The following is an 18,140-nucleotide window of genomic DNA, read 5'->3' on the forward strand; positions in this document are numbered from 1 at the left end:
GAGCGGGCCTTTCCCGAGTAGGAACTACTCGCCGGACGCTTCGGCGGAAGAACCCTCACCGGCCCCGGTGAGAACAACCTCCGGCTTCTCGTCGACCGACTTGGTCAACTTGGCCTTCCCGGCGAAGGTGAACTTGGCATCCTCACCGGTCCCCTCGCCGTCCCAACCCTCGACGTCGACGACGATCGTCTGCCCGGCCCCGATCTCCCCGAAGAGGATCTTCTCGGACAGCTGATCCTCGATCTCGCGCTGGATGGTGCGGCGCAGCGGCCGAGCCCCGAGCACCGGGTCGAACCCGCGCTTGGCCAGCAGGCTCTTGGCCTGCGGGGTGAGCTCGATCCCCATGTCCTTGTTCCGCAGCTGGGTGGCGACGCGGTTGACCATCAGGTCCACCATCTCGACGATCTGCTCGCTGGTGAGCTGGTGGAAGACGATCACGTCGTCGATGCGGTTCAGGAACTCCGGGCGGAAGTGCTTCTTCAGCTCGTCGTTGACCTTGAGCTTCATCCGCTCGTAGTTCGACCCCGCGTTGTTGGACTGCGCGAAGCCGAGCCCGACCGCCTTGGAGATGTCCGAGGTGCCGAGGTTCGAGGTGAAGATGAGCACGGTGTTCTTGAAGTCGACCGTGCGGCCCTGGCCGTCGGTGAGCCTGCCGTCTTCGAGCACCTGCAGGAGGGTGTTGTAGATCTCCTGGTGCGCCTTCTCGATCTCGTCGAACAGCACCACCGAGAACGGCTTGCGCCGCACCTTCTCGGTCAGCTGGCCGCCCTCCTCGTACCCCACGTACCCGGGAGGGGCACCGAAGAGCCGCGAGGCGGTGAAGCGGTCGTGGAACTCGCCCATGTCGATCTGGATGAGCGCGTCGTCGTCGCCGAAGAGGAAGTTCGCCAGCGCCTTGGAGAGCTCGGTCTTACCCACGCCGGACGGGCCGGCGAAGATGAACGAGCCCGAGGGCCGCTTGGGGTCCTTCAGCCCGGCGCGGGTGCGGCGGATCGCCTTGGAGACGGCCTTGACCGCGTCCTCCTGGCCGATGATCCGCTTGTGCAGCTCGTCCTCCATGCGGAGCAGCCGGGTGGTCTCCTCCTCGGTGAGCTTGAAGACCGGGATGCCGGTCCAGTTCGCCAGCACCTCGGCGATCTGCTCGTCGTCCACCTCGGCGACGACGTCCAGGTCACCCGAGCGCCACTGCTTCTCCCGCTCGGCGCGCTTGGCGACGAGCTGCTTCTCCTTGTCGCGCAGCCGCGCGGCCTTCTCGAAGTCCTGCGCGTCGATCGCGGACTCCTTCTCCCGGCGCGCGTCGGCGATCTTGTCGTCGAACTCGCGGAGATCCGGCGGCGCGGTCATCCGGCGGATGCGCATCCGCGCGCCCGCCTCGTCGATCAGGTCGATCGCCTTGTCCGGGAGGAACCGGTCGTTGATGTACCGGTCGGCCAGGGTGGCGGCGGCGACAAGGGCGCCGTCGGTGATGGAGACGCGGTGGTGCGCCTCGTACCGGTCGCGCAGCCCCTTGAGGATGTTGATGGTGTGCTCGACGGTCGGCTCGCCCACCTGGACCGGCTGGAACCGGCGCTCCAGGGCGGCGTCCTTCTCGATGTACTTGCGGTACTCGTCGAGGGTGGTGGCGCCGATCGTCTGGAGTTCACCACGAGCGAGCTTCGGCTTCAGGATCGAGGCCGCGTCGATGGCGCCCTCGGCCGCGCCCGCCCCGACCAGGGTGTGCAGCTCGTCGATGAACAGGATGATGTCGCCGCGGGTGTTGATCTCCTTGAGCACCTTCTTCAGGCGCTCCTCGAAATCACCGCGGTAGCGGCTGCCCGCGACCAGGGAGCCCAGGTCGAGGGTGTAGAGCTGCTTGTCCTTGAGCGTCTCCGGCACCTCGCCGTTGACGATGGCCTGGGCCAGCCCCTCGACGACGGCGGTCTTGCCGACGCCGGGCTCGCCGATCAGCACCGGGTTGTTCTTGGTGCGGCGGCTCAGCACCTGCATGACCCGCTCGATCTCCTTGGCCCGGCCGATCACCGGATCCAGCTTGCCCTCCAGGGCGGCCTGGGTCAGGTTGCGGCCGAACTGGTCGAGCACCAGCGAGGTGGACGGGGTGCCGGTCTCGCCGCGGGTGCCGGACTCGACGGCCTCCTTGCCACCCTGGTAGCCGGAGAGCAGCTGGATGACCTGCTGACGCACCCGGTTGAGGTCGGCACCCAGCTTGACCAGCACCTGGGCGGCGACGCCCTCACCCTCGCGGATGAGCCCGAGCAGGATGTGCTCGGTGCCGATGTAGTTGTGACCGAGCTGCAGCGCCTCGCGCAGGCTCAGCTCCAGCACCTTCTTGGCGCGCGGGGTGAACGGGATGTGCCCGGACGGGGCCTGCTGGCCCTGGCCGATGATCTCCTCCACCTGGCTGCGGACACCCTCGAGCGAAATGCCGAGCGATTCCAGGGACTTGGCGGCGACGCCCTCGCCCTCGTGGATCAACCCAAGCAGGATGTGCTCGGTGCCGATGTAGTTGTGGTTGAGCATCCTGGCCTCTTCCTGGGCCAGGACCACGACACGCCTCGCGCGGTCGGTGAACCTCTCGAACATCGCTCCCTCACTCTCCTGCTCCGACATTCCGGCGATCGACGCTTCCAGCTGGACTGGTGTGACGTCAGCCTGCCATGAAGCCCGGGGCTCGCAGCCCCCGCCTCCACTCTAGTTGGCGGGGGGTCGTGTCGCTTCCGGTCCACCTTATTGCGGCCGGGTGACTCGATCGTCATCCTTGCCAACGCCGCGGGTCGGGGAATCGTTTCCGCCCCCGTTCCGCTGTGAGCGAACGGGGGGCCGGCCGGGGTCGGGGGCCGGGCCGCGCCGCGCGGCCTGCTGCTGTCGCCGGTGTAACGCCGGGACCGGCCGGATCGTTCCCCGGTGCCCGGTCGGGGACGGGCCGGACGGGTCGGCGGAATTTCCGGCACACCCGACACCGGGCGCGGCGCCCCGGCAGAAATTGCCGCGCGCGCCGTCCGCCCCGCCCCGCCGAATACGCGCCGGGCACCGACGCCGCCCCGCCGAAAATACAGCCGCGCACGAAAGCGGCGCGGGCCGGAAATGCGCCCGCGCCGCGGTTCGGCAACACTGTTCCAGTCGAAAACGTCTCTGCCGCAATCGGTATACCGCGCTCAGCCGTGCTCGGCGTGCCGAATTCCGGCGACGAAGAGCGCGCCGCAGAGCACCGCGAACGCGGCCGTGTGCAGAACCGCGCGCAGTACATTCCAACGCACCCACGGGGATTCGTATTCGGCGCGCACGGCGGCCGGGTCGGCCATCGAGTTCACGTCGCCCGCCGCTTCCAGCATGGTGTTCAGCGGAACGTTCAGCGCGACCGTGACCGCGAATGCGAACACGTTGAGCGCCAGTCCGATTGCGATCCAGAGCAGCACCGCCCGCTGCCCGGAGCCGAGGTGCAGCGCCGCGGCGAGCCCGGTGAATCCGACGCTCCCGAGGAACGCGGCGAGGAACCACGGATTGACGATGACGACGTTCACCCGCTGCATGACGTCGAGGATCACCCGGTCCCCGGTCTGCCGCAGCGCGGGCATCACCGAGATGGCGTAGGCGTAGAACACCCCCGCGACCAGGCCGGTGCCGACGACCGCGGCGACCAGGGCGGCGATCCGAATGCCGATCATGTGACTCTCCTGCCGGTGGGGAAACCTTCCGACTTCGAGTCAACCGCCGCGCGGGCCTCGGCGACATACGCCGGACGCTCGGGCACCTACCGGATCGTCTACAGGTCCCGGTCCGAGATCAGCCCGCTCTGCATGGCCAGCGCGGCCAGCCGCACCCGCTTCTGGTTCTGCGGCAGGTCCTCCACCCCGAACTTGGCGAAGAGCGCCCGCAGGTGGGTCTTGATGGCGTCGACGCTGAGGAAGAGCTCCTCGGCGATCTGCTGGTTGGATGCCGGGGTCGCGAAGCCGGTGCCGTTCTTGTACGGCCTGCACAGCGCCACCAGCACCGAGCGCTGGGTCTCGGTGAGCGAGCGCAGCGTGGGGATGGCGGCGGTGGAGGTGCGGGTGGCGTCGTCCACCCCGCCGGTGAAGTCGTGGAAGGAGAGCAGCGAGGTGCCCATCCTGATCCGGTCGCCCGCCATCAGCCTGCGCCTGCCGACCAGCCGCTCGCCGTTGACGAAGGTGCCGTTGCGGGAGAGCCCGTCGTCGACGATGGTCCACTGCGAACCGAGGTACTCGACCGCGGCGTGCAGCCTGGACACCTCCGCGTCCCAGCTCAGCACCACGTCGGCCTGCGGAGCCCTGCCGATGGTGATCCGCTCGTTCGCCGCAGCGAGCTCCAGCTCGTGCTGGCGCCCGGTGTCGTCGGTGAAACGCAGGAATGAGCCGCCGCTTCCGGTCACCGCGCCCGCTACCTCATCTCTCCCCGGTACCGCCGACGACGGTCACACAACGGCTCTCATGGTGCCGCCTCCGAGGTCTCCTGAGCAAGATTTACCGCCGGGACGAGGACGAGCCGCTGCCGGAGTGTCGCACGATTCACCCTGGCAGCGGCTCGTCACCGGCGTGCTCAGGCCTTGGCAGCCTTGTTGTAGGCGTCCGTGATGTCGGCCGAGATCCGGCCGCGGGCGGAAACCTTGTGGCCGTTCCGGCGCGCCCACTCGCGAATTGCCGCGCTTTGTTCGCGATCGATCGGAACGCGGTTCTTCGGGGCGGCCGTCGCACCGGTGGCGGCCGCCTTCACCCGACGCCGTCCGCTCACCCGGCGCGCACTCGAAACCCACTCCTCCAGCCCGTCGCGCAGCTTCGCCGCATTCGTCGTCGACAGATCGATCTCGTACGACACCCCATCGATTGCGAACTCGATGGTCTCGTCCGCGATGGACTCACCGTCGACATCATCGATCAGGCTAACTGTGACCTTCTTTGCCATGAGATGAACGTCCTCTCGAAATCGTGCGACCCAGGTGCCAGGCCGAATACCCGAGGCAAGAATACCTCGAATTCACAGAATTCCAAGACGGCAACCTACATGCAAACGAACGGCTCAGCGGGTGACCGGTCGCACAATTGGGAAGAGTATCGTTTCCCGGATTCCGAGGCCGGTGAGCGCCATCAACAACCGGTCGATTCCCATGCCAGTTCCGGTGGTCGGCGGCATCCCGTGTTCCATCGCGGCGAGGAAGTCCTCGTCCAGAACCATCGCTTCGTCGTCGCCCTGAGCGGCCAGCCGCGCCTGATCCACGAAGCGTTCCCGCTGGATCACCGGATCGACCAACTCCGAATATCCGGTAGCCAGCTCGAAGCCGCGGACATACAGATCCCACTTCTCGGTGACGCCGGCGCGGGTGCGGTGCTCCCGGGTGAGCGGCGACGTCTCCACCGGGAAGTCCCGCACGAAAGTCGGGGCGTAGAGCTTGTCGCCGTAGGTGTGTTCCCAGAGTTCCTCGACGAGTTTGCCGTGGCCGTAGCCCTTGCCCTGCGGAATTTCCAGCCCGACCCGCTCGGCGTGGCCGATCAATTCCGCCACCGTGGTTTCCGGCGTGATCTCGGTGCCGAGCGCGTCGGAGAGCGAGGGATACATCTCGACCGTGGTCCACTCCCCGGACAGGTCGTATTCGGTGCCGTCGGCCAGGATCACCCGCTGGGTGCCGAGCGCCTCCTGCGCCACTTCCTGCACCAATTCCCGGATCATCCGGGCCGACTCGTCGTAGGTGCCGTATGCCTCGTAGGTTTCCAGCATCGCGAACTCCGGGGAATGCGTGGAGTCGGCGCCCTCGTTGCGGAAGTTGCGGTTGATCTCGAAGACCTTCTCCAGGCCGCCGACCACGCAGCGCTTCAGGAACAATTCCGGCGCGATACGCAGGTAGAGGTCCATGTCGAGGGCGTTCGAGTGGGTCACGAAGGGGCGCGCGGCGGCGCCGCCGTGCAGCGTCTGCAGCATCGGCGTCTCGACCTCGAGGAAGCCGCGGCGCTCCAGCGCGGCGCGCAGCGCGCGCACCACCGCGACCCGCGTGCGGGCATTGTGCCGCGCCTCCGGGCGCACCACGAGATCCACGTAGCGCTGCCGCACCCTGGATTCCTCGCTGAGCTCCTTGTGCGCCACCGGCAGGGGCCGCAGCGCCTTCGCCGAGATCGACCAGGAATCGGCCATGATGCTCAATTCGCCACTGCGCGAGGAGATCACCTCGCCGTGCACGAAGACGAAATCGCCGAGATCCACATCGGCCTTCCAGGCGGCGAGCGAATCCGCGCCGACCCCGTTCAGGCTGATCATCGCCTGCAGCTTGGTGCCGTCGCCCTCCTGCAGCTGCGCGAAGCAGAGTTTGCCGGTATTGCGCAGGAAAATGACGCGCCCGGCGACCCCGGCGTGCAGCCCGGTCGCGGTATCGGCTTCCAGCTCGGGATAGGCGGCCCGGATTTCGGCCAGCGTGTGCGTGCGCGGCACGATAACCGGATAGGGCTCGCGCCCCTCGGCGAGCAGCCGCTCCCGCTTCTCGCGGCGAATACGCATCTGCTCGGGTACGTCGGGATCAGCGGACCCCACTGCCGATGACTTGTTCGCGGTGCTCACAAGCCCCAACCCTAGCCGGGGCCGCGGAACTACGATAATTCAGAGCGTCGCCAGCGAGGCGACCTCCCTGGCGAAGTGCGGGGTCCGAATTCCGGCGTGCAGCAGCCCCGCCGCCTCCAGGCCCCGGTAGCCGCCGGCCAGGTCGGTGGCGTTGCGCAGCCCCAGCTCCTGCAGCGCGGCGGCGGCCAGGCTGGAGGTGTACCCCTCGGAGCAGACGATGACCCATTCCACGTCGTGGTCGGTGGCGAGCGCGATCCGGGCGGAGCTGCTCGGGTCGAGCCGCCACTCCAGGACATTGCGCTCGATCACCAGCGCGCCGGGCAGCGCGCCCTCCCTGGCCCGCTGGGCCTGCGGCCGGATGTCGACCGGGACGGCGCCGCGCTCCAGCGCGGCCGGGTACTCGTGCGAGTGCAGCCTGCGCAGCCGGGCGCGGGCGTTCTGCAGCATCTGCTCGATGGTCAGCTTGGCCATCAGATATCACCTTCGGGCTGGTCGGTGAGGACGGTACGGGTGCGGCGCAGGGTGCCGTGGCCGGTCACCTCGTAGTAGGACATGGCGGTGAGCGGCGGCGAGTACGCGTGCACGCTCAGCGTCGGTTCGGTGGCGGGGTCGGCGGCGGGCGCCTCCGGGGCGCGCATGACGTCGTGCACCCAGCCGATCGGAAACGACCCCTGGTCGCCCGCCTCCAGCGTGCGGTGCCGCAGTTCGCTTCCGTTCCACCGGTATTCGGCGAGCGCGCCGCTGAGCACGGTGAGCGCGCCGAGCGAACCGGCGTGGTCGTGCAGCTCGGTGGACTTGCCCGGCGTCCAGCTGATCAGCCAGACGTCGACCTCGTCGTCGGAGCTCAGCCTGCAGGCCCAGCGCTCCTCGACGGGCCACTGCCCGCCGTACGGGAGCAGCTGGTCGTACCGGCCGGCCAGCACGTCCTCGGCGCCCTCGTCGGTGAGGCGGAGCAGGTCGGCCGGGCGCAGCCGGGTGGGGAGGGCGGAGGCCGTCGGACGGTCCACCGGCGGCAGCGCGGATCTGGCGTCACGGGCCGCGGTGTACGAGCGAGGCAAGGAGAGAACGGAAGAACGCACGAGCGGATCTCCAGAAGTCGTGATCGGTCGAGGGCGCGATGCCTCGAACGGTCGAGGCGGTCAGCCTCGACAACACTCCTGGGCGCGCATGCCGGTGATCACGGCGGTCAGCTTAGCAGCGCCGCGGGGGCGGCACCAGCGGCTGTGCGCTCGGCCACGTCAGCCCCGCTTCCGCTGTTGATTGCGCTCGTAGACGAGGCGCAGCCCGGTCAGCGTGAGGTGCGGCTCGTAGTGGTCGACGGTCTCCGACTCGGGCACGATGAGCGGCGCGATCGCGCCGGTGGCGACCACCGTGACGTCGCTGCCCGCGAAGGCGTCGACCTCGTCCCGGATCCGGTCGATCAGCCCGTCCACCAGCCCGGCGAAGCCGAAGACCGCCCCGGACTGGATCGCCTCGACGGTGTTCTTGCCGACCACGCCGCGCGGCCTGGCCAGCTCCACCCGGCGCAGCGCGGCCCGCTCGATCAGCGCCTCGCTCGCGATCTCCACGCCGGGGGCGAGCACGCCGCCGAGGAACTCGCCCTTGGCGGAGACCAGGTCGACGGTGGTGGCGGTGCCGAAGTCGACCACGATCGCGGCGCCCTCGTACCGGTGGTAGGCGGCCAGGGCGTTCACGATCCGGTCCGCGCCGATCTCCTTGGGGTTGTCCACCAGCAGCGGGATGCCGGTGCGCACCCCCGGCTCGACCACCACGTGCGCGACGTGGTCGTAGTACCGCTCCAGCATGGTGCGCAGCTCGCGCAGCACCGGCGGCACGGTCGAGAGCGCGACCACCCCGACCACCTCGCCGAGCCGCTCCCCGACCAGCCCGCGCAGGTACATGGCGAACTCGTCGGCGGTCATCAGCGGGTCGGTGCGCAGCCGCCAGTGCCGGACCAGGCTCGCGTGCCCGCCGCTGCCGGAGAAGAGCCCGAGCTCGGTGCTCGTGGTGCGGACGTCGACGGCGAGCAGCATGTCAGGCGGTGGTCAGGGTGCGCGGGGTGAGCAGCCCGGAGCCCTCCGGCGCGTGCGCCGGGTCGGAGCCGAGCTCGATGGCCCGGTTCCGGTCGTCGACGAAGACGACGCGCGGGGTGTAGGCACGCACCTCGGCCTCGTCCATCATCCCGTAGGCGATGAGGATCACCAGGTCACCGGGGTGCACCAGGTGCGCGGCGGCGCCATTGATGCCGATCACCCCGGACCCGCGCTCGCCCGCGATCACGTAGGTCTCCAGCCGGGCGCCGTTGTCGATGTCGACGATGCAGACCTGCTCGCCCTCGAGCAGGTCGGCGGCGTCGAGCAGGTCCTGGTCGACGGTGACCGAGCCGACGTAGTGCAGATCGGCGTGGGTCACGGTGGCCCGGTGGATCTTGGACTTCATCATGGTGCGCAACATCGCGTCGTCGCCTCTCTCTACTGCGCGGACGCCGTGGCCGCGGGGGTGGTGGGGTGGCCGTCGATCGGGGCGCCGAGCGTGACGGCGACGTTGTCGATGAGGCGGGTGGCGCCGACCTGCGCGGCGACCAGCAGCCTGGCCCGGCCGGACTCCGGCGCGGGGCCGAGCCCGGCGGAGCGCAGCTCCAGGTAGATCGGCTCGACGCCGCCGGCGGCGGCGAGCACGCCGCGCGCCGCTTCCAGCACGGCGGCGCCGCCGAGCCCGCCCGCGTGGCTGCCCGCGGCCAGCGCCGCGGAGAGCGCGAGTGCCGAATCCCGCTGCGCGGCATCGAGGTAGCGGTTGCGCGAGGAGAGCGCGAGACCGTCCGGCTCGCGCACCGTCGGCACCGCGATGACGGCGGTGTCGAAGTTCAGGTCGCGCACCATCTCGCGGATCAGGGTGAGCTGCTGGTAGTCCTTCTCGCCGAAGAAGGCCTCGCTCGGCCGCGCGATCTGCAGCAGCTTGGCGACCACGGTGAGCATGCCCGCGAAGTGCCCGGGGCGGGTGGCGCCCTCCAGCTCGGCGCCGATCGGGCCCGGCTGCACGGTGGTGCGCGGGCCGTCCGGGTACATCGCGGCCGCCGACGGGGCGAAGACCAGCTCGACGCCCTCACCGCGGAGCAGCTCCACGTCGGCGTCCAGGGTGCGCGGGTAGCGGTCCAGGTCCTCGTTCGCGCCGAACTGCAGCGGGTTGACGAAGATCGAGACGATCACCACCTGGTTGGTGCGCTTGGCCCGGCGCACCAGCTCCAGGTGCCCCTCGTGCAGCGCGCCCATGGTCGGCACCAGCGCGACCGTGCGGCCGACCCCGCGCAGCGCGCGCGCCACCGTGCCGAGCACCGCGGGGTCGTGGTGCACGGTGAGCTGACCGGGGCGGTAGGTTCCGCGCAGCCTCGGGTCCATCAGCGACGTCCTTCCAGTAACTCGAGCAGGGCGGGGGCGGAGCGGGCGCGCTGCGCGGTGCGCAGCGAGAGCGCGCGGTAGCCGTCGGCGATCCTGGGGTCGGCCGCGGCGAGCGCGGTGAGGTGCGCGGCGACGGCGTCCGCGTCGCCGCGGGCGACCGGGCCGGTGAGCGCCGCCTGGCCGCGGCGCAGCGCGTTGTCCAGCGCGGCCGAGGCGAGCGGGGCGAGCAGCCGCTCCGGCAGCCCGCCTGGCTGCCCGTCGACGGCCTGCTGGCCGAGCAGGCCGGGGCCGGAGAGCGCGGCGCGGAGTGCGTCGACGGCGTCGAGGACCACGGTCACCAGGTGGTTGCTGCCGTGCGCCAGCGCGGCGTGGTAGAGCGCGCGGTGCTCCTCGGGCACCCGGACCGGCTCGCCGCCCATCTCGATCACCAGCGACTGCGCGATGGCGTGGCCTACCTCGTCGGCGGCGGTGATGCCGAAGCAGGCATTGCCGAGCCGGGACAGGTCCTCGTCGTGGCCGGTGAAGGTCATGGCGGGGTGGATGGCGAGCGGCAGCGCGCCGAGCTCGGTGAGCGGGGCGAGCACCGCGATGCCGTTCGCGCCGGAGGTGTGCGCCACGATCGTGCCCGGCCGCACCGCGCCCGCCGCGGCCAGCCCGGCTACCAGGCCGGGCAGCTCGGCGTCCGGCACGGCGAGCAGCAGCAGCTCGCTGCGGGCCGCGACCTGCTCCGCGGGGAGGATCTCGGAGTCGGGCAGCCGCTCCGTCGCGCGCCGCACGGAGGCGCCGGAGATGGCGGTCACGCCGAACACCACGTGCCCGGCGCGCTCGAGCGCCGCGCCCATGGCCGAACCGACGCGTCCCGCCGAGACGATTCCCACCGTCAGGCGTGCGGGCGCGGGGTCGAAGCCGGGCGTGGCAGCAGAATCCACGCTTCTCGAGGTCAACACTGTCCTCTCGATGTCGTTCCAGTCCCGCTTGGCGGGTACCGGACGGTACGAGACGAGGATATAGAGCGGTGCGGAGCGCACGCCACGGGGTGCGGGGGTGATCTGTCGCACCCCGGCGGCGTCAGCTCCCGCGCTTCTGCTCCGACTGCAGGTTGGCCATGATCTCCGCGACCGAGAGCCGCCGGGTGGCGGAGTCCTCCTCGGTGTCGGCCCTGCGGCGGCGGCGCGCGCTCGGGGTGCCGATCGCGCCGCCCGCGCCGCGGCCCGGCGCAGCGGCGGGATCCGCCGGGTCGGCGGGCGGGGTGCTCGGCAGGCCGTAGGTGGAGGTGGCGGCGGGCTCGGGGGCGACGGGCGAGCCGGAGACCGCCGAGGTCGGGGTGCCGACCGAGGCGCGGGCGGGGTTCACCACCGGGCCGGTGGTGGGGCCGGAGAGCGGGTCGGGGGCCGCGGTGAGCCGCGGACCGGCGGGGGCCTGCGCTGTCGCGCCACCGGACGCTTTCCCGGCCGCGGGCTTGCTCGCGGGCGACTGCGCTGTCGCGCCTGCGGGCGACCCCGCCCCTGCCTGCGGAGCCACGAACGGCTGCCCGCCCGCCTGCTTGCCCGGCGCGGCGGCCGTACCGCCCGGCCTGCTCAGCCGCGGCGGCACCGCGCGCTGCGGGCCGGTGTCGGTGTCGTCGTCCGGGCCGGGGGCGCGGCGCCCCGCGGCGTCGTCGGCGCCCGGCTTGACCTCCCACGGCCACTTGGGCGGCTCCCCGCCCTGCCCGGGCGGGGACCAGACGGTGGAGCCGTGCGGCGGGTCGGCGGGTGCCTCGGTGAAGGCGCCCGACCAGCCGCCGGAGCGGCCCTGGTCCTCCTCGGGCACGGTCGCGGTCTCGGCGGTGACCGGCTCGTCGAAGGGGGTGGCGAAGCTCGGGGAGGCCGGGTGGCCCGGCTCGAAGATCGGGGTCGGCCACTCGGCATTCGACGAGCTACCGTTCGCCGCGCCCGCGGCCCCGCCGGGAAGTTCCGGCACCCGGGTGGCGTCGGCGTGCAGCGCGGGGCGTTGCCCGGGCAGATCGCCGTCGAAGAGCCGCTGCAGATTGGTGCGCAGCACCGCCAGCTCGCCGCGGAGCGCGGCCAGCTCGGCGGCGTCCGCCCCGACCTCGTGCCTGACCCTGGCCTCGACGCCGAGCTCGTACTCGCGCCGCGCCGAGACCTCGCGCTCCAGCTGCAGTTCGTAGACGGTCTGCAGATCGTGAACCTTGGCCCGGTCGACCGAGGATTCCTTGCGGTAGCGGGTGGCCGCGAGCGCGCCGATCGCCGCCGCCCAGAGCGCGGCGACCAGCCCGACCCGGACGTACTGCAGGCTGTTGCTGAAGACCAGAAAAATACTGGCAACCAGTCCGAGCAGGATCAGGGCGCCGACGAAGTACTTTCCCGCATCATCCCGCCGTCGACGGGAAGCGCTGCTACGGGAGGGTGAAACCATGCCCGCAAGGGTAGCCGGGTTGACCTGCGCCGAACACCGCCCGCGGTATTATTTCCATTCAAAACGTTTGCTAAGTAGTTGCTGCGTCGTCGGTGGGATCGTCGGGGGCGCGGCAGCAATACTCGAGCCACAGCGCCGCCGCCAGCAGGCAGAGCCCGGCGACCAAGCCGACCACCGCGCTCGGGGCATCGTCGGCGGCGGCCCGCAGCGTGCCGCGCTGCGGGAAGACCCAGAGCAGGAAGCCGAGCCAGATCCCGGAGACCAGCGCACCCACCTGAATCGATGCCTTCGCGAGCGCGACCGCGCGCGCCGCGGTGATCGGGTGCAGCCTGCGCGGCCCCGCGCCGATCCGGTCGTCCTGCACCCGCTGCCTGATCACGAAGGCCAGCGCGACCTCGATCGCGGCCACCGGGTACAGCGACGCACCCGCGAATACCGAGATCGGCGGAAATCGCCCGTACGCGACCCTGGTGACGATCCAGGTGGCGATGGCGGCGGTCAGCACGGTGACCACCAGGTCGAAGACCCTGGCCGGTTTCAGCTTCACCGCGACCCCGCCGCTCCGAGGTCGTCGCCGGTGCGGTGCACGCCGTCCCGCTCGCCGGGGTCGAGCGCGGCCAGCCACTCGCGCACCGGCCTGGTCGCGCCGTCGGCCGTGAGCACCGCCGCGGGCTCGACATCGAGCCAGGGCACCAGGACGAAGGCGCGGCGGTGCGCCTGCGGGTGCGGCAGCGTGAGCCAGGGGTCGGCGCTGTGCACCGGCCCCGCCGCGGTGCCGCACCACACCACGTCGACATCGAGGCTGCGCGGCCCCCAGTGCACCGCGCGCACCCGGCCCGCGGCGTCCTCCAGCGCGGCGCCGTGCCGCAGCCAGGCGGCGGGCTCGTAGGCGGGGTCATCGGCGAGCAGCACGGCGTTCAGGAAGTCCTCCTGCTCGACCCCGCCCCACGGCGCCGTCCGGTACACCGGGGAGACCGCGGTGACCCGGTCCCCGAACCCGGCGACCACCGCGCGCAGGGCGCCGAGCCGGTCGCCGAGGTTGGAGCCGATCGACAGCACCGCGCGGCTCATCCGCGCTCCCGGCGGGTGACCACCCTGACGTCGGTGAAGGTGTGCGGGATCGGCGCGGACGGCTTGTGCAGCACCACCTCGACGGCGTGCACCCTCGGGTCGGTCATCACGTCGTCGGCGATCTCGGTGACCACCGTCTCGATCAGGTTGCGCGGCGGCCCCGCCACGATGTCGACCGCGCGCTGGGCCAGCGCGCCGTAGTCCACGGTGGCGGCGAGGTCGTCGCTGGCAGCGGCGGCGGTGAAGTCCACCCAGAGCGTCAGGTCGACGACGAAGTCCTGGCCGTCCCTGCGCTCGTACTCGAAGACGCCGTGGCGGCCGAAGGCGGTGAGACCGCGCAGCTCGATGCGGGAGAGGTCGGACACGTCAGCGGACTCCAGGGGTGAGGGTGGCGGCGGCGCGCTGCCAGGCGTCGACGACGGCGATGGCGTCGGCCGAGCCGCGCACGTCGTGCACCCGGACGCCCCAGGCGCCGTGCAGCGCGGCCAGCGCGGAGATGGTGGCGGTGGCGGACTCCCTGCCGTCCGGCGGGCGCGGGCCGGCGGCGGTACCGAGCAGCGTGCCGAGGAAACGCTTGCGCGAGGCGCCGATCAGCACCGGGAGGCCCTGCGCGACCAGCCGCGGGAGCGCGGCCAGCAGCGCCCAGTTGTGCTCGGCGTTCTTGGCGAAGCCGAGGCCGGGGTCGAGGACCAGCCGGTCGGCGCGCACCCCCGCCGCGAGCGCGAGCTCGACCTGGGCGGTCAGCTCGGCCAGCACCTCGGCGACCACGTCGTCGTAGTGGTCGGCCGGGCCGGTGTGCCGGAAACCGCTGCCGCCGCGCCAGTGCATGAGGATCCACGGCGCCCCCGCGGCCGCGACGACCCGGGCCATGTCCGGATCGGCGCGCCCGCCGGAGACGTCGTTGACCATGGTGGCGCCCGCCGCGAGCGCCGCCTCGGCGACGCCCGCGCGCATGGTGTCGACGCTGACCGAGACGCCCGCCGCGGCGAGCCCCGCGATGACCGGAACGACCCGCGCCGCCTCGGTCTCCGGCTCGACCCGGACCGCGCCGGGCCTGGTCGACTCGCCGCCGACGTCGATCACGTCGGCGCCCGCCTCGTACAGCGCGACGCCGTGCGCGACGGCGTGCTCCGGGTCGAGGTAGCGGCCGCCGTCCGAGAACGAGTCGCTGGTGACGTTGACGACGCCGAACACCAGGCAGGAGCGGCCAGCGCGGGAGCCGATCCCGACCGGCCCGCCTCCCCCGGTACTCACTTCCGCAGGATCAGGTCCAGTGCCTCGGACCTGGAGGCGGGGTTGGACTGCAGCATGCCGCGCAGCGCCGAGGTGGTGGTGCTCGCCCCCGGCTTGCGGATGCCGCGCATGGCCATGCACAGGTGCTCGGCCTCGATCACCACGATGGCGCCGCGCGGGTCCAGCTTGCGCATGAGGGCGTCGGCGATCTGGCTGGTCAGCCGCTCCTGCACCTGCGGGCGCTTGGCGTAGAGGTCGACCAGCCTGGCCAGCTTGGACAGCCCGGTGACCCGGCCGTGCGGGCCGGGGATGTAGCCGACGTGCGCGACGCCGTGGAACGCCACCAGGTGGTGCTCACAGGTCGAGTACAGCGGGATGTCCCTGACCAGCACCATCTCCTGGTGCCCCTCGTCGAACGTCGTGTTCAGCACGGCGTCCGGGTCCTCGTAGAGCCCGGCGAAGACCTCGCGGTAGGCCCTGGCGACCCGGGCGGGCGTGTCGAGCAGGCCGGGCCGCTCGGGGTCCTCGCCGACGGCGATCAGCAGCTCGCGCACCGCGGCCTCGGCGCGCGGCTGATCGAAGGTCCTCCCGGTCGCCACCGCGACCGCGTCGTCCGCGGGTGCGTCGATGCGCACGCCGTCCTCGTTCACCAGGTCGACGGCGCTGCCGCTCGAACCGTCACCGGCGCCACCGTTCTGGCTGACCGACTTCTCGTTGGCCGACATCACGGACACCTCCCAATCTCAGTGCGGGCACAAGACCCGAACACCCCGTGCCGAGCCTAGTGCCCACCGATCAGCGGCGACCGTTCGGTCCGTCCCAGTCCTGGCCCTCGGGGCGGCCGTCGCCGCCGGGGTAGCGGCCCTGCTCACCGGGGTAGCCCTGGTCGTACCCCTGCTCCCCGCCGTAGCCGGGTTCGCCCTGGTAGCCGTGGTTCTGCCCGTCCGGCCCCCGGTTCCACCGGTCGGCGCCCGGGCGCTGCTCGCCGGGGCCGTACGGGTTGGCCTGGCGCTGGTCCTCGTCGCGCGGCGGCCAGCCGGGCGCCGACCAACCGGCCGGTGCGCCGTAGTCCGGCCGCGAGCCGTGCGTCCCGCCCGCGCCCGTGCCCGGCCTGCCGAAACCCTGCTGCGGGGCGGGCGGGCGACCGCCCTGGTACCCCTGCGGCCTGCCCTGGAATCCGGCGGGGGCACCGTTCGGCGCGGCGGGGACGCCGTTGGCGCCCGCGTGCGCGCCGGTCGGCTGCCGCTGGGGCAGCGAGGCGATCGGCTCCGGCGGCCATTTCTCGCCGCGCTCGGCGGCCAGCTCGCCCGGGGTCTTCACCGGCGGCTTGTCCGAGGGGACGCGCTCGCCGAAGTCGTTGAAGGCGGTGATCCGCGGCCGCTTCTCCACCTGGGTGAAGATCTGCTCGAGATCCTTGCGGTGCAGCGTCTCCCGCTCCAGCAGCGCGGTGGCCAGGTCGTCGAGGACGTCGCGGTACTCGTTCAGGATCGACCACGCCTCGGTGTGCGCGGCCTCGATCAGGTTGCGCACCTCCTCGTCGATGGCGCCCGCGACCTCGTGCGAGTAGTCCGACTGAGTCCCCATCGAGCGGCCGAGGAACGGGTCGCCCTGCTCCTGGCCGTAGCGGACGGCGCCGAGCCGCGCGCTCATGCCGTACTCGGTGACCATCGCCCTGGCGATCTTGGTGGCCTGGTCGATATCGGAGGAGGCGCCGGTGGTCGGCTCGTGGAAGACCAGCTCCTCGGCGGCCCGGCCGCCCATCGCCATGACCAGCCTGGCGATCATCTCGGAGCGGGTCATCAGCCCCTTGTCGTCCTCGGGCACGGTCATGGCGTGGCCGCCGGTGCGGCCGCGGGCCAGGATGGTGACCTTGTAGACCGGCTCGATGTCCGGCATCGCCCAGGCCGCGAGGGTGTGCCCGCCCTCGTGGTAGGCGGTGATCTTGCGCTCGTGCTCGCTGATGATCCGGCTCTTCCGGCGCGGTCCGCCGATCACCCGGTCCACCGACTCCTCCAGCGCCTCGCCGGTGATCACCGAGCCGTTCTCGCGCGCGGTGAGCAGCGCGGCCTCGTTGATCACATTGGCGAGGTCGGCGCCGGACATGCCGACGGTGCGCTTGGCCAGCCCGTCCAGGTCGGCCTCCGGCGCGATCGGCTTGCCCTGCGAGTGCACCCGGAGGATGGAGCGGCGCCCCGCCAGGTCGGGGTTGCCGACCGGGATCTGCCGGTCGAAGCGGCCGGGGCGGAGCAGCGCCGGGTCCAGGATGTCGGGCCGGTTGGTGGCCGCGATCAGGATGATGCCGGTGCGGTCGCCGAAGCCGTCCATCTCGACCAGCAGCTGGTTCAGGGTCTGCTCGCGCTCGTCGTGGCCGCCGCCGAGCCCGGCGCCGCGCTGGCGGCCGACCGCGTCGATCTCGTCGACGAAGATGATGCACGGGCTGTTCTGCTTGGCCTGCTCGAACAGGTCGCGCACCCGGGAGGCGCCGACGCCGACGAACATCTCGACGAAGTCCGAACCGGAGATGGTGAAGAACGGCACCCCGGCCTCGCCCGCGACCGCCCGCGCCAGCAGCGTCTTGCCGGTGCCGGGCGGGCCGTAGAGCAGCACGCCCTTCGGGATCTTGGCGCCGAGCGCCTGGTAGCGCACCGGGTTCTGCAGGAAGTCCTTGATCTCGTAGAGCTCCTCGACCGCCTCGTCCGCGCCCGCGACGTCGGCGAAGGTGGTCTTCGGCATGTCCTTGCTCAGCTGCTTGGCCTTGGACTTGCCGAAGCCCATCATCCCGCCGCGCCCGCCGCCCTGCATGCGGGCCATGACGAAGATGAAGAGGCCGAGCAGGATCACCATCGGCAGCACGAAGAGCAGGATCTGGGTGAACCAGCTGTCCTGCTTGACCACCGTGTTGTAGGGGGCGCCGGACTGCTGCACCGCGTCGAAGATCTGCGCGGAGGTCTCGCTGCCGCCGGGGTACTTGGTGAGGATCCTGGACTCGCCGCCGGTCGCGTCGTTGCCGTTGTTCAGCTCGATCCTGAGCTGCTGCTCGCGGTCGTCGATCTGCACATTCTTGACATTCGGCTTGTCCGCCAGCTGGCTGAGGGCCACCGAGGTGTCGACGCTCTTCCAGCCGCGGGTGTCGTTCCCGAAGTAACTGAACGCGTAGACGACCAGCAGAATGCCCGAGACTATGGCCAGGGTGCGGAACACTGTCTTGCGGTTCATAGAGCGTAGGCCGGGCGGCCAGTCCTTTCCGGTGTCTCCGGTTCGTGCCTAGCGATGCGGGCAGCGGTCGCGCCGCCCCGCTCCTCCCCACCGTTCGGCGTCGGGTTCGGATGCGGACATGCCACGTTACCGCGTACGGTCTACTCGCATACATCGCACAGTTCGGCTGCTGGTGCAGTCGACGTGGTCAACGGCCGGGGAGCCGCGTTGGTTCCCGAGGAGCCCCGTCCGGCTTATTGCAAGTGGCAACAATCA

At 71.4% G+C, this 18,140-nt stretch carries 18 protein-coding genes; all 18 read right to left on the reverse strand.

The window, feature by feature from the left end; translation table 11 throughout:
* Positions 1–24: 24 nt before the first annotated feature.
* Entirely contained in the window at positions 25–2,580 is a 2,556-nt protein-coding gene (locus ACFUUZ_RS12810) for an ATP-dependent Clp protease ATP-binding subunit (protein WP_378695537.1), read from the reverse strand.
* 572 nt (positions 2,581–3,152) lie between these two features.
* Positions 3,153–3,662 (reverse strand): DUF1772 domain-containing protein, encoded by a 510-nt coding sequence (locus ACFUUZ_RS12815; protein ID WP_378695539.1) that lies wholly within the window; start codon positions 3,660–3,662, stop codon positions 3,153–3,155.
* 98 nt (positions 3,663–3,760) lie between these two features.
* Positions 3,761–4,384 carry an FHA domain-containing protein gene (locus ACFUUZ_RS12820; protein WP_378695541.1) on the reverse strand — a complete coding sequence of 208 codons (624 nt, stop codon included), beginning with the start codon at positions 4,382–4,384 and terminating at the stop codon, positions 3,761–3,763.
* A gap of 167 nt (positions 4,385–4,551) precedes the next feature.
* A complete protein-coding gene (locus ACFUUZ_RS12825; protein WP_067647966.1) occupies positions 4,552–4,914 on the reverse strand; it encodes an Lsr2 family protein in 363 nt (120 codons plus the stop codon).
* A 114-nt stretch (positions 4,915–5,028) separates the two neighbouring features.
* Positions 5,029–6,495: a lysine--tRNA ligase gene (gene lysS, locus ACFUUZ_RS12830; protein ID WP_378695544.1), complete on the reverse strand. Its 1,467-nt coding sequence runs from the start codon at positions 6,493–6,495 to the stop codon at positions 5,029–5,031.
* A gap of 99 nt (positions 6,496–6,594) precedes the next feature.
* Positions 6,595–7,017 (reverse strand): rhodanese-like domain-containing protein, encoded by a 423-nt coding sequence (locus ACFUUZ_RS12835; RefSeq protein WP_378695695.1) that lies wholly within the window; start codon positions 7,015–7,017, stop codon positions 6,595–6,597.
* Between the two features lie 8 nt (positions 7,018–7,025).
* The gene (locus ACFUUZ_RS12840) at positions 7,026–7,562 is read right to left on the reverse strand and encodes a cysteine dioxygenase (RefSeq protein ID WP_378695546.1); all 537 of its coding nucleotides are present in this window, start codon (positions 7,560–7,562) and stop codon (positions 7,026–7,028) included.
* A gap of 231 nt (positions 7,563–7,793) precedes the next feature.
* Positions 7,794–8,588, reverse strand: a complete 795-nt coding sequence (locus tag ACFUUZ_RS12845; RefSeq protein ID WP_378695548.1) for a type III pantothenate kinase — start codon at positions 8,586–8,588, stop codon at positions 7,794–7,796.
* A 1-nt stretch (position 8,589) separates the two neighbouring features.
* Complete coding sequence (gene panD, locus ACFUUZ_RS12850; protein ID WP_357019940.1) at positions 8,590–9,009, reverse strand: aspartate 1-decarboxylase; 420 nt, start codon at positions 9,007–9,009, stop codon at positions 8,590–8,592.
* Between the two features lie 17 nt (positions 9,010–9,026).
* Complete coding sequence (gene panC / locus ACFUUZ_RS12855) at positions 9,027–9,950, reverse strand: pantoate--beta-alanine ligase (protein WP_378695550.1); 924 nt, start codon at positions 9,948–9,950, stop codon at positions 9,027–9,029.
* A complete protein-coding gene (locus ACFUUZ_RS12860; protein ID WP_378695552.1) occupies positions 9,950–10,879 on the reverse strand; it encodes a Rossmann-like and DUF2520 domain-containing protein in 930 nt (309 codons plus the stop codon). Before ACFUUZ_RS12860 ends, panC begins: the two co-directional genes overlap by 1 nt.
* Before the next feature lie 139 nt (positions 10,880–11,018).
* Positions 11,019–12,365, reverse strand: coding sequence for a DUF6779 domain-containing protein (locus ACFUUZ_RS12865; RefSeq protein ID WP_378695554.1), 1,347 nt, complete (start codon positions 12,363–12,365; stop codon positions 11,019–11,021).
* A 70-nt stretch (positions 12,366–12,435) separates the two neighbouring features.
* A complete protein-coding gene (locus tag ACFUUZ_RS12870; RefSeq protein WP_378695697.1) occupies positions 12,436–12,906 on the reverse strand; it encodes a DUF3180 domain-containing protein in 471 nt (156 codons plus the stop codon).
* A gap of 2 nt (positions 12,907–12,908) precedes the next feature.
* Positions 12,909–13,436, reverse strand: coding sequence for a 2-amino-4-hydroxy-6-hydroxymethyldihydropteridine diphosphokinase (folK, locus tag ACFUUZ_RS12875; RefSeq protein WP_378695556.1), 528 nt, complete (start codon positions 13,434–13,436; stop codon positions 12,909–12,911).
* Positions 13,433–13,801 carry a dihydroneopterin aldolase gene (gene folB / locus ACFUUZ_RS12880; RefSeq protein WP_378695558.1) on the reverse strand — a complete coding sequence of 123 codons (369 nt, stop codon included), beginning with the start codon at positions 13,799–13,801 and terminating at the stop codon, positions 13,433–13,435. Before folB ends, folK begins: the two co-directional genes overlap by 4 nt.
* A gap of 1 nt (position 13,802) precedes the next feature.
* Positions 13,803–14,690: a dihydropteroate synthase gene (folP, locus tag ACFUUZ_RS12885; RefSeq protein WP_378695560.1), complete on the reverse strand. Its 888-nt coding sequence runs from the start codon at positions 14,688–14,690 to the stop codon at positions 13,803–13,805.
* A complete protein-coding gene (gene folE, locus ACFUUZ_RS12890) occupies positions 14,687–15,394 on the reverse strand; it encodes a GTP cyclohydrolase I FolE (RefSeq protein WP_378695562.1) in 708 nt (235 codons plus the stop codon). Before folE ends, folP begins: the two co-directional genes overlap by 4 nt.
* Before the next feature lie 70 nt (positions 15,395–15,464).
* Positions 15,465–17,885, reverse strand: coding sequence for an ATP-dependent zinc metalloprotease FtsH (ftsH, locus tag ACFUUZ_RS12895; protein WP_378695564.1), 2,421 nt, complete (start codon positions 17,883–17,885; stop codon positions 15,465–15,467).
* Positions 17,886–18,140: the final 255 nt, after the last annotated feature.

The sequence above is a fragment of the Nocardia sp. NPDC057353 genome (genome assembly GCF_042667085.1).
In the GTDB taxonomy this organism is placed as follows: Bacteria; Actinomycetota; Actinomycetes; order Mycobacteriales; family Mycobacteriaceae; genus Nocardia.